Origin of the sequence: Rhodococcus pseudokoreensis, assembly GCF_017068395.1 — a bacterium.
Taxonomy (GTDB): domain Bacteria; phylum Actinomycetota; class Actinomycetes; order Mycobacteriales; family Mycobacteriaceae; genus Rhodococcus_F; species Rhodococcus_F pseudokoreensis.
This window is the reverse complement of record NZ_CP070619.1, coordinates 7,655,109-7,670,024: the sequence shown is the minus strand read 5'-3', so window position 1 is coordinate 7,670,024 and position 14,916 is coordinate 7,655,109. Positions and strand designations below refer to the sequence as shown.

Annotated in this window: 13 protein-coding genes and 2 tRNA genes; 6 read left to right on the top strand and 9 right to left on the bottom strand. The window is 67.1% G+C overall.

Annotated elements, in window-relative coordinates; all coding sequences use genetic code 11:
- Nucleotides 1–177 precede the first annotated feature (177 nt).
- The 6 genes from aceE to JWS13_RS40195 all read left to right on the top strand — a co-directional run bounded on the left by aceE (nt 178) and on the right by JWS13_RS40195 (nt 8,633).
- Nucleotides 178–3,033, top strand: coding sequence for a pyruvate dehydrogenase (acetyl-transferring), homodimeric type (gene aceE, locus JWS13_RS40220; protein ID WP_206010763.1), 2,856 nt, complete (start codon nt 178–180; stop codon nt 3,031–3,033).
- Nucleotides 3,034–3,108: 75 nt separating this feature from the next.
- Nucleotides 3,109–4,380 carry a PucR family transcriptional regulator gene (locus tag JWS13_RS40215; RefSeq protein WP_012688158.1) on the top strand — a complete coding sequence of 424 codons (1,272 nt, stop codon included), beginning with the start codon at nt 3,109–3,111 and terminating at the stop codon, nt 4,378–4,380.
- 127 nt (nt 4,381–4,507) lie between these two features.
- Nucleotides 4,508–5,425 (top strand): ACP S-malonyltransferase, encoded by a 918-nt coding sequence (locus JWS13_RS40210; RefSeq protein ID WP_206010762.1) that lies wholly within the window; start codon nt 4,508–4,510, stop codon nt 5,423–5,425.
- A 106-nt stretch (nt 5,426–5,531) separates the two neighbouring features.
- Entirely contained in the window at nt 5,532–5,843 is a 312-nt protein-coding gene (acpM, locus tag JWS13_RS40205; protein ID WP_087559600.1) for a meromycolate extension acyl carrier protein AcpM, read from the top strand.
- Between the two features lie 8 nt (nt 5,844–5,851).
- Nucleotides 5,852–7,102, top strand: coding sequence for a KasA/KasB family beta-ketoacyl-ACP synthase (locus JWS13_RS40200; RefSeq protein ID WP_072946664.1), 1,251 nt, complete (start codon nt 5,852–5,854; stop codon nt 7,100–7,102).
- A 97-nt stretch (nt 7,103–7,199) separates the two neighbouring features.
- The gene (locus tag JWS13_RS40195; RefSeq protein WP_087559598.1) at nt 7,200–8,633 is read left to right on the top strand and encodes an acyl-CoA carboxylase subunit beta; all 1,434 of its coding nucleotides are present in this window, start codon (nt 7,200–7,202) and stop codon (nt 8,631–8,633) included.
- 66 nt (nt 8,634–8,699) lie between these two features.
- Here JWS13_RS40195 and JWS13_RS40190 read toward each other — a convergent pair whose 3' ends face one another.
- From JWS13_RS40190 to JWS13_RS40150, 9 genes are all read right to left on the bottom strand, one after another.
- Nucleotides 8,700–9,209, bottom strand: a complete 510-nt coding sequence (locus tag JWS13_RS40190; protein ID WP_087559597.1) for a DUF3145 domain-containing protein — start codon at nt 9,207–9,209, stop codon at nt 8,700–8,702.
- Between the two features lie 125 nt (nt 9,210–9,334).
- Complete coding sequence (locus JWS13_RS40185) at nt 9,335–10,153, bottom strand: serine hydrolase domain-containing protein (protein WP_206010761.1); 819 nt, start codon at nt 10,151–10,153, stop codon at nt 9,335–9,337.
- 20 nt (nt 10,154–10,173) lie between these two features.
- On the bottom strand, nt 10,174–11,301 hold the full coding sequence (locus tag JWS13_RS40180) for an NDMA-dependent alcohol dehydrogenase (RefSeq protein ID WP_087559595.1): 1,128 nt from the start codon (nt 11,299–11,301) through the stop codon (nt 10,174–10,176).
- Between the two features lie 110 nt (nt 11,302–11,411).
- Nucleotides 11,412–11,930 carry a DinB family protein gene (locus JWS13_RS40175; protein WP_206010760.1) on the bottom strand — a complete coding sequence of 173 codons (519 nt, stop codon included), beginning with the start codon at nt 11,928–11,930 and terminating at the stop codon, nt 11,412–11,414.
- 36 nt (nt 11,931–11,966) lie between these two features.
- Nucleotides 11,967–12,470 (bottom strand): adenosine-specific kinase, encoded by a 504-nt coding sequence (locus JWS13_RS40170; RefSeq protein ID WP_241032505.1) that lies wholly within the window; start codon nt 12,468–12,470, stop codon nt 11,967–11,969.
- 56 nt (nt 12,471–12,526) lie between these two features.
- Nucleotides 12,527–13,141, bottom strand: coding sequence for a maleylpyruvate isomerase family mycothiol-dependent enzyme (locus JWS13_RS40165; RefSeq protein WP_206010758.1), 615 nt, complete (start codon nt 13,139–13,141; stop codon nt 12,527–12,529).
- A 61-nt stretch (nt 13,142–13,202) separates the two neighbouring features.
- A tRNA-Ile gene (locus JWS13_RS40160) sits at nt 13,203–13,276 on the bottom strand.
- A gap of 144 nt (nt 13,277–13,420) precedes the next feature.
- Nucleotides 13,421–14,590 carry an AI-2E family transporter gene (locus tag JWS13_RS40155; RefSeq protein WP_206010757.1) on the bottom strand — a complete coding sequence of 390 codons (1,170 nt, stop codon included), beginning with the start codon at nt 14,588–14,590 and terminating at the stop codon, nt 13,421–13,423.
- A gap of 124 nt (nt 14,591–14,714) precedes the next feature.
- Nucleotides 14,715–14,787: transfer RNA gene (locus JWS13_RS40150), tRNA-Asn, on the bottom strand.
- Nucleotides 14,788–14,916 lie beyond the last annotated feature (129 nt).

The window sequence follows — 14,916 nt, the reverse complement described above, 5'->3', positions numbered from 1 at the left end:
CCCGGATCTGCGCAAACGCTACCGAAGAGTAACCCGAGCACGGTGTGCCGACCGCGCCGCAATGGGGAAAGATGAGGGTCGCGCCATATTCATAAAGGAGATGGATCGGGCCTAACAAGGCCGCGATCGCATGGAGAGGACGCCACACCGCGCGTCCCACCACAATGAGGAGCAACGTTGTCAGACCTGATCCAGGGACCCGCGTCTCAACCGGATTCCGCCACACCCGGCGCCGGAGCGGCCCAACCTTCCAACCCCAGTGCAACCCCGGGTTCCGAGGGACGCGTGCGCGTCATCCGTGAGGGTGTTGCGTCGTATCTGCCGGATATCGATCCGGATGAGACCACGGAGTGGTTGGAATCGTTCGATGGTTTGTTGGACCGGTCCGGTCCGACTCGTGCCCGGTATCTGATGTTGCGGATGCTCGAGCGGGCCGGGGAGAAGCACGTCGCCCTGCCGGCATTGACGTCGACCGATTATGTGAACACCATCCCGACGGAGAACGAGCCGTGGTTCCCCGGCGATGAGGAGGTCGAGCGCCGGTACCGGGCGTTCATCCGGTGGAACGCGGCGGTGATGGTGACCCGCGCGCAGCGCCCCGGGGTCGGTGTCGGTGGCCACATCTCGACGTACGCGTCGTCGGCGGCCCTGTACGAGGTGGGGTTCAACCACTTCTTCCGCGGCAAGGACCACCCCGGCGGTGGCGATCAGATCTTCATCCAGGGCCACGCCTCCCCCGGCATCTACGCCCGCGCCTTCCTGGAGGGCCGGATCCCGGCGGAGCGGATGGACGGGTTCCGGCAGGAACACTCGCACGCCGACCAGGGCGGCGGACTGCCGTCGTACCCGCACCCGCGGCTGCTGCCGGATTTCTGGGAATTCCCGACCGTGTCGATGGGTCTGGGCCCGATGAACGCGATCTACCAGGCCCGGTTCAACCACTACCTGCACGACCGCGGCATCAAGGACACCGCCGACCAGCACGTGTGGGCGTTTTTGGGTGACGGCGAGATGGACGAACCCGAATCGCGCGGTCTCGCGCATGTGGCGGCCACCGAGGGCCTCGACAATTTGACGTTCGTGGTGAACTGCAACCTGCAGCGCCTCGACGGCCCGGTCCGCGGCAACGGCAAGATCATCCAGGAGTTGGAGTCGTTCTTCCGCGGCGCCGGCTGGAACGTGATCAAGGTGGTCTGGGGCCGCGAGTGGGACGCCCTGCTGCACGCCGACCGCGACGGCGCCCTGGTGAACCTGATGAACGTCACCCCCGACGGCGACTACCAAACCTACAAGGCCAACGACGGCGGGTACGTGCGGGAGCACTTCTTCGGCCGGGACCCGCGGACCAAGGAACTGGTCGCGAACCTGTCCGATCAGGACATCTGGAACCTCAAACGCGGCGGCCACGACTACCGCAAGATCTACGCCGCCTACGCGGCGGCGATGGCGCACAAGGGTCAGCCGACGGTGATCCTGGCGCACACCATCAAGGGCTACACCCTGGGCAAGCACTTCGAGGGCCGCAACGCCACCCACCAGATGAAGAAGCTGACCCTCGACGATCTGAAGAACTTCCGGGACCTGCAGCGGATCCCGATCTCCGACGCCGAGTTGGAGAAGGACCCGAAGATGCCGCCGTACTACCACCCCGGCCCCGACGCCCCGGAGATCCAGTACATGCTGGACCGCCGCAAAGCCTTGGGTGGGTTCCTGCCGCAGCGGCGGACCTCGCCGGCACCGTTGCCGCAGCCGGCGGACTCCACCTACGACGTGGTCCGCAAGGGCTCCGGCAAGCAGCAGGTCGCGACCACCATGGCGTTGGTGCGGATCATGAAGGAGCTGCTGCGGGACAAGGAGATCGGGAAGCGGATCGTGCCGATCATCCCGGACGAGGCCCGCACCTTCGGGATGGACTCCTGGTTCCCCTCTTTGAAGATCTACAACCGCAACGGGCAGCTGTACACCGCGGTGGATGCGGAGCTGATGCTGGCGTACAAGGAGTCCGAGATCGGGCAGATCCTGCACGAGGGCATCAACGAGGCCGGCTCGACGGCCTCGTTCACCGCGGTCGGCACCTCCTACGCCACCCACGGTGAGCCGATGATCCCGCTGTACATCTTCTACTCGATGTTCGGGTTCCAGCGCACCGGCGACGGCCTGTGGGCCGCCGCGGATCAGATGGCCCGCGGCTTCGTCCTCGGTGCCACCGCCGGCCGCACCACCCTCACCGGCGAAGGGTTGCAGCACGCCGACGGGCACTCGCTGCTGCTGGCCTCGACCAACCCCGCCGCCGTGGCCTACGATCCGGCGTTCTCCTACGAGATCGCGCACATCGTCAAGGACGGACTGCGCCGCATGTACGGCGGCACCGAGGGTGTGGACGGGTTCGGTGGTGAGGACATCTTCTACTACATCACCCTCTACAACGAGCCCTACTCCCAGCCCGCCGAACCGGAGAACCTGAACGTCGAGGGCCTCCTCAAGGGCATGTACCTGTTCAAGAAGTCCGCGGCATCGGGCCCGAAGGCGCAGATCCTGGTCTCCGGTGTCACCATGCCCGAGGGTCTGCGGGCGCAGGAACTGCTCGCCGACGAGTGGGGTGTGGCCGCCGACGTGTGGTCGGTCACCTCCTGGGGTGAACTGCGCCGCGAGGGCATCGAACGCGAACAGCAGGCGCTGCGCGATCCGGGCACCGACGCCCCGCTGCCCTACGTCACCCAGGCCCTGTCGGATGCGGCCGGCCCGTTCGTGGCGGCCTCGGACTGGATGCGCGCCGTCGCCGACCAGATCCGCCAGTGGGTGCCCGGCTCGTACACCACCCTCGGCACCGACGGGTTCGGGTTCTCCGACACCCGCCCCGCCGCCCGCCGGTACTTCAACGTCGACGCCGAATCCATCGTCGTCGCCGTCCTGTCCGCCCTCGCCGGCGAAGGCACCCTCGACCGCTCCAAGGCCGTCGAAGCCGCCACGAAGTACCGCATCGACGACGTCCGCGCCGCCGCCGTCTCCTACACGGATACCGGAAGCGCGTAACGCCGCCATCCTCACCCACCGCCGCCCGTGTGTCCGTCGGACAACACGGGCGGCGGTGCGCGTAGGTTCTTGACTATGGTCGAGCAGAGTCCGTTGGTCTCCCGCAGACGACAAACCCGGGATCCGTTGCCCGACGCACTGTTGCGTCGTGTCAAACAGTTCTCCGGGCGCCTCTCGACCGAGGCCGTCACGACGATGCAGGATCAACTGCCGTTCTTCGACGACCTCGACGCCGCTCAACGTTCCAATGTGCAGTTGCTGGTCCAGACCGCGGTGGTCAACTTCCTCGAATGGCTGAAGAACCCGGACAGTGACATCCGGTTCAGCCTGGACGCGTTCCAGGTGATTCCGCAGGATCTCGCACGCAGGCTCACCCTCAGCCAGACGGTGGACATGGTGCGGGTGGCGATGGAGTTCTTCGAGCAGTGGCTCCCGGCGCTCGCCCGCAACGACCAGCAGCTGATCGCCCTCACCGAGGCCGTGCTGCGCTACGGCCGCGAACTGGGTTTCGCGGCCGCCTCCGTGTATGCGAGTGCCGCGGAGTCCCGCGGCGCCTGGGACACCCGGCTCGAGGCCCTCGTGGTCGACGCCGTGGTCCGCGGCGACACCGGCTCCGACATGTTGTCGCGGGCGGCGACCCTCAACTGGGACGCCACCGCGCCCGCCACCGTCATCGTCGGCACACCGCCCGAGGACGAACGGGTCTCCGTCGTCGGCACCGTCCACACCATCGCGCAGAGGCACGGCCGCGCGGCGCTCGCCGTCGTGCAAGGTTCGAGGCTCGTGATGGTCGTCAGCGGCGAGCTGCAGGAGGGGTCGGGGCACTCGAGTTTCATGACCGACCTGCTCGGCAAGTTCTCGGACGAGCCCGTGATCATCGGGCCGACCACGCCGACGCTCGGCGCGGCCCACTTCAGTGCCGTCGAGGCGCTCGCGGCGATGCAGGCGGTCGCCGGGTGGCGGGGCGCTCCCCGGCCCGTCCACGCAGCCGAGTTGCTACCCGAGCGGGCACTGCTCGGAGACAACGCCGCAGTCACCGCTCTCAACGACCATCTGGTCGCTCCGCTGGCGGCCGCCGGAGGTGTTCTCACCGACACTCTGGACGCCTATCTCGACTGTGGAGGTGCGGTTGAGACTTGCGCCCGCCAGCTGTTTGTTCATCCAAATACTGTGCGGTATCGACTCAAGAGAATCGCCGAAGTCACAGGGCGCGATCCGACGAATCCGCGGGATGCGTATGTGCTCAGAGTGGCCGCCACCGTGGGTCGATTGACACATTCCCATAACGAACCCATATCACGTTTAACACCAGTCACACCCTTCCCATTCGGAGAAGCAGGGCTGTAACGAACGTCTGTCCAGATTCGATGCGAGGACCCCACGTGCAATTTTGTGGGAACCCAACAAATCCGCCGACAAAGGTTCATCCGCAACGACATCTCGCGGTACGCCGTTGACGGTGTTCTCTTGAAGAGTGATTTCGTTGCTCGCCCCGGGTCAGGGCTCTCAGACTCCCGGCATGCTCATCCCTTGGTTGGAGCTGCCGGGTTCTCATGACCGTGTCGCACTGTGGTCGAAGGCTGCCGGCCTCGACCTCGTCCGCCTCGGTACCACCGCGACTGCAGAGGAGATCACCGACACGTCGGTGACTCAGCCCCTCGTCGTGGCCGCCGCGATCCTCGCGTTCGAGGAACTCGACGCGCGTGGCCTGGTTCCCGCAGACACCATCGCGGCCGGGCACTCCGTCGGTGAACTCGCCGCGGCCGCTGTCGCCGGGGTCCTCTCCGCCGACGACGCCGTCGCCCTCGCCGCCGTCCGCGGCGCGGAGATGGCCAAGGCCTGCGCACTCGAACCGACCGGCATGTCCGCGGTTCTCGGCGGCGACGAGACCGAGGTGCTCGCCCGCCTCGACGAACTTGGCCTCGAACCGGCCAACCGCAACGCCGCGGGCCAGATCGTCGCGGCAGGTCTGCTGTCGGCGCTCGAAGAACTCGCAGCCAACCCGCCGGAGAAGGCTCGGGTACGTGCGCTGCCCGTCGCGGGCGCGTTCCACACCCGGTTCATGGCTCCCGCGCAGGAGGCCGTCACCGAGGCTGCGTCCAAGATCACACCGGGTGAACCCACCCGCACTCTGCTCTCCAACGCCGACGGCGCACCGGTCGCATCCGGAGCCGACGCACTGACTAAGCTGGCCGCGCAGGTAACCCGACCTGTGCGTTGGGACCTGTGTACCGCAAGCCTGCGGACCGCTCAGGTCTCGGCGATCGCGGAACTTCCACCAGCCGGAACCCTGGTCGGTATCGCCAAGCGTGAAATGCGCGGCACACCGACTCTGGCACTCAAGACCCCGGGGGATATCTCCGCGCTAGCCGAACTGACAGAACTCGGCTAGTTTGCTGCGCGCACCTCGGTGCGTGCAGGGCCCGCAGGCGCGGCCGATGGGGACGTGCCTGCACAACTCCAGATACATCTACACCGAATCAGAAGGGAGCCACTCAGTGGCCGCCACCCAGGAAGACATCATCGCCGGACTCGCGGAGATCATCGAGGAGGTCACCGGTATTGAGCCGTCCGAGGTGACCATCGAAAAGTCTTTCGTCGACGACCTCGACATCGACTCCCTCTCCATGGTTGAGATCGCCGTCCAGACCGAGGACAAGTACGGCGTGAAGATCCCCGACGAGGATCTCGCCGGCCTGCGCACCGTCGGTGACGCCGTGAACTACATCCAGAAGCTCGAAGCAGAAGGTGGCGCCGACGCGGAGGCCGTGAAGGCCAAGCTCGAAGCTGCCAAGAACGACGAGGAGTGAGCTCAGCCGTGACTTCCGCCTCGACCAACGGGAGACAGTTCCCCAACATCGTCGTCACCAGCCTCGCGGCTACGACGTCGATCGCTGGTGACGTGGATGCCACGTGGAAAGGCCTGTTGGCCGGCGAGAGCGGCATCGACACCATCCAGGAAGCGTTCGTCACGGAGAACGACCTTCCGGTGACGATCGGCGGCAAGCTGAAGGTGTCGCCCGACGAGTCGCTGTCCCGGGTCGAGATCCGCCGGATGAGCTTCGTCGAGCGGCTGGCACTCGTCCTGGGCCGTCAGGTCTGGGAGAACGCCGGCAGCCCGGAGGTCGACAAGGATCGCCTCGGCGTCGTCATCGGCACCGGACTCGGCGGCGGCGAAGCTCTGATCGACGCCGTCGAGAAGATGAAGGCCGGTGGCTACCGCAAGGTGTCGCCGTTCGCCGTCCAGATGGTGATGCCCAACGGTCCGTCGGCCACCGTCGGACTCGAGTTGGGGGCGCGTGCCGGAGTGATCACTCCCGTGTCGGCCTGCTCCTCGGGTTCCGAGGCCATCGCCCATGCGTACCGCATGCTGGTGATGGGCGACGCCGACATCATCGTCGCCGGTGGTGTGGAGGGTTACCTCGACGCCGTGCCGATCGCGAGTTTCGCGATGATGCGCGCGCTGAGCACCCGCAACGACGATCCGAAGGCGGCTTCACGGCCGTTCGACAAGGATCGCGACGGCTTCGTGTTCGGTGAGGCCGGAGCGATGATGGTCCTCGAGACCGAGGAGCACGCCAAGGCTCGCGGTGCCACCATCCACGCCCGCCTGCTGGGCGCGGGGATCACCTCCGACGGGTTCCACATCGTCGCTCCCGACCCCTCGGGTTCGGGCGCTGCGCGGGCCATGACGAGGGCGATCGAGACTGCTGGATTGACGAAGAAGGACATCCAGCACATCAACGCGCACGCCACGGCTACGCCGATCGGTGACACCGCCGAGGCGAACGCCATCAAGGCTGCCGTCGGCAACCATGCTGCGGTGTACGCACCGAAGTCCGCGTTGGGGCACTCGATCGGCGCCGTCGGTGCGCTCGAGGCGGTGCTCACGGTCCTGAGTCTGCGTGACGGAGTCATTCCGCCCACGCTGAATCTCGAGAATCAGGATCCAGAGATCGACCTGGATGTCGTCAAGGGCGAAGCCCGTTACGGCGAGATCGATTTCGCGATCAACAACTCGTTTGGTTTCGGTGGGCACAACGTCGCGCTCGCCTTCGGCCGGGCCTGACAGCCGGTCCTGCTAGATCGCCGGGTGGAGACCTCTTCGCTGAAGGGGTCTCCACCCATCGACAGCCCTCGAGGGGCCCGCTACAGAGGAGGACGCGATGACAATCCTGGCACCTGCGACGAAGTCCGATGCGTCGATCGATCCGCGCGATCCCCTTGCGCGTCTGGAGAAGCTGTTCGACGCCGGGACGGTCGTCCCGCTCCACCCGCGTGACAAGTCCGGTGTGCTGGCCGCGTCCGGCAACATCGACGGCGTCCGCACCATCGCCTACTGCTCCGATGCCACCGTCATGGGCGGCGCCATGGGTGTCGAGGGCTGCAAACACATCGTGACGGCGATCGACACCGCCCTCGAGGAAGATGCCCCCATCGTCGGGCTCTGGCACTCGGGTGGCGCGCGTCTCGCCGAGGGCGTCGAGGCTCTGCACGCGGTCGGACTGGTCTTCGAGGCCATGGTCCGCGCGTCCGGCCGCGTCCCACAGATTTCCGTCGTCCTCGGCTTCGCGGCCGGTGGAGCGGCATACGGTCCCGCGTTGACCGACGTCGTCATCATGGCGCCCGAGGCCCGCGTGTTCGTCACCGGACCCGACGTGGTCCGCAGCGTCACCGGCGAGCAGGTCGACATGGTGTCGCTCGGCGGCCCCGACACGCACACCAAGAAGTCGGGTGTGGCGCACATCGCCGCCCACGACGAGGGTGACGCTCTGCACCGGGCGCGCCGCCTGGTGTCCATGTTCTGCGAGCAGGGCGAGTTCGATCAGGCCGCGGCCGCGCACGGCGACACCGATCTCCGCGCGCTCATGCCGGAGTCGGCGAAACGCGCCTACGACGTCCGCCCGATCGTTCACGAACTTCTCGACAACGTCGAGGGTGAGTCGAGTTTCGAGGAACTGCAGGGCAATTACGCCCGCAGCATCGTCACCGGACTCGGACGCCTCGGCGGCCGCACGGTCGGTGTCATCGCCAACAACCCGCTCCGCCTGGGCGGGTGCCTGAACTCGGAGAGCGCCGAGAAGTCGGCTCGCTTCGTCCGGCTGTGCAACGCATTCGGCATCCCGCTGGTCGTGGTCGTGGACGTTCCCGGATACCTCCCCGGGGTGAGCATGGAATGGGAAGGCGTCGTGCGCCGCGGAGCCAAGCTGCTCCACGCGTTCGCCGAAGCCACCGTGCCCCGGGTGACGGTCGTGACCCGCAAGATCTACGGCGGCGCCTACATCGCCATGAACTCCCGCGCTCTCGGCGCCACCGCCGTCTACGCGTGGCCCGACGCCGAGGTCGCCGTCATGGGCGCCAAGGCGGCCGTGGGCATCCTGCACAAGCGGGCCCTGGCCGCGGCGCCGGAAGAAGAGCGCGAAGCCCTGCACGAGCGTCTGGCCGTCGAGCACGAGAGCATCGCCGGCGGCGTCGACCGTGCCGTCGCGATCGGTGTGGTGGACGAGGAGATCGACCCGGCCAAGACGCGCAGTGTCGTCACCGCCGCCCTCGCCGCCGTCCCCTCCACTCGCGGCGACCACAAGAACATCCCGCTGTGATCTGAGCTTTGATCGAGAGAAGGCCCCCACCGGCGGTGGGGGCCTTTTCGCGTCCGTGTGCTGGTGTCAGCCGACGTCGCGGCGCAGCCAGGTGACCTCGGCGCCTTCGCCGCCGCTGCGGAACGGCTCGAGCGCCTCGTCCCAGGCGGTTCCGAGTGCGTAGTCCAGTTCGGCGGCGATGTCACCGCCCGCCTGCATCAGTGCCCGCAGACGCATCTCCCCCACGACGACATCGCCGTTCGCGCTGGTGGATCCGTGCCACAGACCCATGCCGGGCACGTGACTGAACCGTTCGCCGTCCACGCCCTCGCTGGCGTCCTCGGTGACCTCGAAGCGCAGCATCGGCCAGGCGCGGAGCGCATTGACCAACCGCGAGGCGGTGCCGACGGGCCCCACCCAATTGGTGGTCGCGCGCAGGACGCCGTTGGAGGCCGGCTGCGAGGTCCATTTCAGGTTCGCTCGGCAGTCGAGGGTCGCGGTCAGCGCCCATTCGATATGGGGGCACAACGCGGCGGGCGACGAGTGGATATAGACAACACCAGCCGTCACGTCCGCGAACTGATTCAATGCGCGCACTCGAGCCTCCTGCTTCGACGAGGGACGTCTTCCCCAACGGCCTCAGTCGGTGTGTGCAGCACGCTCGGTTGACCAGTGTGCCCTGTGATGCGTGTGTTGCGCCAGTGATTCGAGCAATCGGTGTGTCATCGTCGTCGGCGTTCCGAGAGGATACCGTCGCTCAGCTCGGTCCACACGGGCTTGGCCCAGTCGCCGAAGTCGCGGTCCGTCAACGCGACGCACGCCAGTCCCGCGACCGGATCGACCCAGAGGAACGTGCCGGACTGCCCGAAGTGTCCGAAGGTCTGCGGCGAGTTGCCCGTACCGGTCCAGTGCGGGCTCTTGCCCGACCGGATCTCGAATCCCAGACCCCAGTCGTTGGGACGCTGTGAGCCGTATCCGGGCAGAATTCCGTCCAGTCCGGGGAATTGCACCGAAGTGGCGTCTGCGAACGTCTGAGGCGAAATGAGCGCCGGGCGGAACAGTTCGGCGGCGAAGCGGCCGAGGTCTCCCGCCGACGCCTGCGCTCCGTGGCCGGCGGGCCCGACCAGAGCGGACGCCGTCATCGCCAGCGGAGCGAACACGGATTCCGCCACGTAGTCGGCGAACTCGATCGACGTCTCCGCGGTGAGGAAGTCGGCGAGCACCTCGTAGCCGGCGCTCGAGTAGATCCGCTTGCGCCCCGGTGCCGTCTGCACCCGGTCCGCGTCGAAGGCGAGGCCCGACGCGTGCGCCAGGAGATGACGCACCGTCGAACCCTCCGGGCCTGCGGACTGGTCGAGTTCGACGGCCCCTTCCTCGGTGGCCACCAGGACTGCGTACGCGCAGAGCAGTTTGGTCACCGAGGCCAGCGGGAAAACGCGCTGCTGGTCGCCGTACTCGCCGATCACCCCTTCGTCTCGCGACAGGACCACCGCCGCAGCGTTGTCCACGGGCCATCGGGCGATCTGATCGAGACTCTGCACCCGGTCAGACTACGAGACCGTCACCAGTCGGCTTCGGTGTACCGGATGACGCCGCGAATGTTCTTGCCGTCGAGCATGTCCTGGTACCCGTCGTTGACCCCTTCGAGGCTGTAGGTGCGGGTGATCATGTCGTCGAGGTTCAGCTGCCCCGACTTGTACATGGCGAGCAGGTTCGGGATCTCGACGCGGGCGTTGCCGCCGCCGAAGATGGTGCCCTTCAGGTCCTTCTGCAGCATCGAGAAGAGGAACAGGTTCAGCTTGACGTCCATGTCGGTCATCGCGCCCATCGCCGTGACGACGCACGTGCCGAACTTACTGGTGAGCAGCAGGGCTTCCTCGACGTATTCGCCGCGCATCTCCCCGACCGTGATGATCGTCTTCTGCGCCATCAGCCCGTTGGTGAGTGCGATGATCGGCTCGATCGCGGCGGCGGCGCTCTCGAACGCGTGGGTGGCCCCGAACTTCAGCGCCTGTTCCCGCTTCCACGGCACCGGGTCGATGGCGAAGATCTGACGGGCCCCGGACGCCACCGCGCCCTGCAGCGCGCTCATGCCGACACCGCCGACACCCATGATGACGACGGATTCGCCCGGCTTCACCTCCGCCATCCGCGTCGCCGAACCCCACCCGGTGGGTACGCCGCAGCCGACGAGGGCGGCGACGTCGAAGGGAATGTCCTTGTCGATCTTCACGACCGACGTCTCGTGTACGACCATGTACGGCGAGAACGTCCCGAGCAGGCACATGGGGATGACGTTCTCTCCGCGCGCGTGGATGCGGAACGTGCCGTCGCTGATCGCCAGCCCGCTCAGGAGCCCCATGCCGAGGTCACAGAGATTCTGATGTCCCGCCGAGCACGCCGGACAGCGCCCGCAGGCGGGTACGAAGGAGAGCACCACGTGGTCGCCGACTTCGAGATCCTTGACCTCCGGGCCCAGCTTGGTGATGACGCCGGACCCTTCGTGGCCGCCCATCACCGGGAAGGACGCCATGGGCATCGAACCGGTGACGATGTGGTGGTCGGAGTGGCACATTCCGGCGGCTTCCATGCGAATCTGCACCTCGCCCGCAACCGGATCGCCGATCTCGATCTCCTCGACCGACCACGGCTCGTTCAGGCCCCACAGGATCGCACCCTTGGTCTTCATGTGACTCCCAACCCTTCGTTCATGTCTGCGCATCTGCTGATGTGACGATAGACACAAACCGGCCGAATTGGAACACGTTCTACCGAATCGGGTCCGGGAATCCGAAACTGTTACCCCGACACGTCGTGGAGATGGTGAATCGGGTCGTGGACAAAATACCGGGCGAGGGTCTCGACCGTGAACGAGGCGCCGTCGCTCCGCCGCCCGGTCCGCGCCCGGAGGTCTGGGGCGACGGCCTCGAAGTCGTCCGCCACCGCGGCGCCTGCCGCACGCAGTTCGGCGTCCACGACGGCCGGATCCTGCTCGTTGTAGCGCTCGGCGATCGCGGTCTCGTCCTGGTCCCAGTTCGGGAACAGGGGATCCGCCTCGTCGAGGATGAGCCGGAGCCGGACGTCGAAGATCCGGAACACGTCGCGAACGTGCGCCGCGTACTCGAGGGCCGACCACGTCTGCTCGTCCGGCCGGACCGTCACGTCGGGGCGGGCGAGGACCGGCGACCAGGCGTCCGCGTTCGCCCGGACCAGAGCGGGAATGTCCTCGTACCGGGTTGCCGCCGAGTCGAACCCGCAGTCGGGGCACGCCCGGTCGAGGACCCAGGTCCAGTTCTTCGTGTCGGGAGTGATCGCCATGCCGGTCATCGTAGAGCGCCGGGCAGTGCCACTCGCTCAGAGTTTGTAGCCGATCGTCCGCAGCAACGCCTTGCGGTCGGCGACGTCGTCACTCGTCTCCACACCGGCCGGCGGGTGCCCGTCGATCACGCCGGCGATGCCCCGGCCGAGTTCCGTCTCGGCCACGATCATTTCGACGGGGTTGGCGGTGGCGCAGAAGATGCCGCACACCTCCGGCACCTGTTTCAGCGTGTTCAGGACGTTCACCGGATAGCCGTCCTCCAGAAACACGAAGAACGAGTGGCCCGCGCCGACGGCGACGGCGTTGCGGGTGGCCAACTCGACGAGGCGGTCGTCGTTGCCGGAGTTGCGCACGAGGCGGGGCCCCGACGCCTCGCAGAACGCGATACCGAACCGGAGGTGCGGACTCACTCCCACCAGCGCCTCGTGCACGTCCTCGACGGTCTTGATGAAGTGGGACTGCCCCACGATCACGTTCATGTCTTCGGGCTTGTCGATCGCCACGATCTGCAGGTCCACGATGGCCTCCTCGGATACCATTCAGTCTGCCCCGCTCCGGCACCGAGAACAACGACGCGGCACGTGCGCGCCCTCGGTCAGGCGCCGACGTGGGCGGCGAATGTCGACCGGCCGGGACCGGTGAGGTCGCCGAGTGCGTCGCGGCGCCCGGCCATCGCCATCAGCAGCGCTTCCCCGCTTCCACTCACCTGCGGTCCCCGGCCGTAGGACCAGTCGAGATCCGTCGCCACCAGCTTCACCCCGCGGGCTCGCCAGGCGCCGCGGATCAGCGGAGCGAACCGCGCGAACTCGAGCGCCGCGCGCAGCCGCCGCGGCGGGATGGTCCGGGGAATCGCAAGGGGCCGCCGGATGTCCTGTTGATGGATCATGCCGTCGACGAGGGCGATCCTCCCACCGAAACCGGCTGGCAAACCGCTGGGCTCGGCGTGAATGCGCATCAACTCGAGCAGCTGCTCGGGGGTGCGGTCCGCGAGGTCGGCGACCCCGAGTTCGTTGACCCGGTCCTGCAGGAACCAGCCCTTCGCGAACCGTGCGGCCAGGCTGCGGAAGTCGAGTTCGTCGTAGCTGATCACGTGCGCGACCACGTCCCGGACCCGCCACCGCTCGCACAGGCTCGGCGACTCCCACTGCTGCGGCGACAGCCCGGCGAGCAGCTCGGCGAATTCTTCCCGTTCCTCGCGCGCCAACTCCATGGTCTTCACACTGCCCGCATCCGGGCCGACTTGGGAAGACCGGACCGACCGGGGAAGTGGGTGGGGCGGGCGGGGCTCGAACCCGCGACCAATGGATTATGAGTCCACGGCTCTAACCGACTGAGCTACCGCCCCATCACCGCACCACTCGCTGTCGCGGCCTGCCGATGTTACCGTGCGCCCCCTGCGGGCGCGTAGCCGGGACGAAGCCGGTCCCGACAGCGCTTTTCGTCGTCGACGAAGGATGCACTGCCGGTCCTCGACGTCGTCGTGGTCGGGCTACTCATCCTGGGAATCGCGGCGTTCTTCGTCGCCCGCGTGTTCGCGTTGTTCGACTGAGATGATCGGCGCCGGTTCGTCGGCGACGAGTTCGTATCGTCGCCCGTACGTTTCGACGAGGGCCTGGATCGCCGCGACCACCGGGACCGACACCAGCGCTCCGACCGCACCGAACAGCGATGCGCCCACGATCACCGACCCGAACGCGACCGCGGGATGGATCGACACCGTCGCGGACGTGATGCGCGGGTGCAGCACGTAGTTCTCGATCTGCTGGTAAACGGTGCCGAACACGATCACCCACACGCCGTCCATCGGCTGGGACGCCGCCGCGATGATCGCGGGGAGGGCGATCGCGAGGTAGGTGCCCAGGGTGGGGACGAACTGCGAGACGATGCCGGTCCACAGTGCCAGCGGCAGCCAGTAGGGCACGCCGATCACCACGAGGAAGATGCCGGTGGCGACCGAGCTGATGGCGGCGAGGATGAGCCGCGATACGACGTAACCGCCTGCCTTCTCGACCGAGATCTCCCAGACCACCGAGATGACCCGCTGCTGCCGCGCCGGAAACCAGCTCGAGATGGTCCGTCGAAGGGCCGGTCCCTGCGCGGACATGTAGAACACGAACAGCAGCAGCGTCAGCATCTGGAAGACGACGCCGAGCAGTGAGGACAGCACGCCGAGAACTCCGGGCGTGAATCGCTCGGCGAGGTCCCGCACGGTCTCGGGGGTGAGGCGGATCAGATCCTCGCCGGTCGCGAAGTCTGTGTCGAACACACGATTGGACCAGTCGGTGACGGAGGACAGGGCGCTCGGCAAGGCCTTGAGGAGCTGGGCGAGCTGCTGGGCGAGCAGTGTCCCGAAGAGCGCCAGGAATGCGATGGCGAAGACGAACAGTGCCAGCAGCACGAGTCCGGTGGCGAGGCCGCGCCGCAGCCCCCGGCGCTCGAGCCAGTCGACGACCGGTTCGAGGGTGATGCTGAACAACCACGCGAGGAACAGCAGCCCCAGGAATCCGCGCAGGTTGACGAACAGCCACCCCGACAACTGGTAGGCGGCGACGGCCAGCAGGACGTAGAGGATCGAGGGCAGCAACCACCGTGGGGCATCGCGGGTGCCGAAACGCCGGACCGACCCCGTCCGCTCGGTTTCGCCGCCGTCCTCGCTCATCGCACACCCCGCGGTCGCTTGCTGCCGATACAGCGGGAATGTACTCGCCCGGGACGCGCACCGATCCGAATTGGCCGCGCACAGCAGAAAACCCCGCCCGGATGAACCGGACGGGGTTTCGATGCTCCCCCGGCTGGACTCGAACCAGCAACCGTCCGATTAACAGTCGGAAGCTCTGCCAATTGAGCTACAGGGGATTATTCTGCTGTGCTTCGCCGTTCCCGGCGATGCGAGAGAAACTGTAGCGCATAGCCCCACCCCAGTACCAAATCGCCTGCCTGTCGATGCATCAGGCAGGATGGGGAAGGTCGTTGTGCGTCGGGAGG

Bases quoted from the DNA above. Each gene is read 5' to 3' on its own strand.
- JWS13_RS40215 (WP_012688158.1), top strand. From the start codon at position 3,109: ATGGTCGAGCAGAGTCCGTTGGTCTCCCGCAGACGACAAACCCGGGAT.
- JWS13_RS40195 (WP_087559598.1), top strand. From the start codon at position 7,200: ATGACAATCCTGGCACCTGCGACGAAGTCCGATGCGTCGATCGATCCG.
- JWS13_RS40180 (WP_087559595.1), bottom strand. From the start codon at position 11,301: ATGAAGACCAAGGGTGCGATCCTGTGGGGCCTGAACGAGCCGTGGTCG.
- JWS13_RS40175 (WP_206010760.1), bottom strand. From the start codon at position 11,930: ATGGCGATCACTCCCGACACGAAGAACTGGACCTGGGTCCTCGACCGG.
- JWS13_RS40170 (WP_241032505.1), bottom strand. From the start codon at position 12,470: ATGGTATCCGAGGAGGCCATCGTGGACCTGCAGATCGTGGCGATCGAC.
- JWS13_RS40165 (WP_206010758.1), bottom strand. From the start codon at position 13,141: ATGGAGTTGGCGCGCGAGGAACGGGAAGAATTCGCCGAGCTGCTCGCC.
- JWS13_RS40155 (WP_206010757.1), bottom strand. From the start codon at position 14,590: ATGAGCGAGGACGGCGGCGAAACCGAGCGGACGGGGTCGGTCCGGCGT.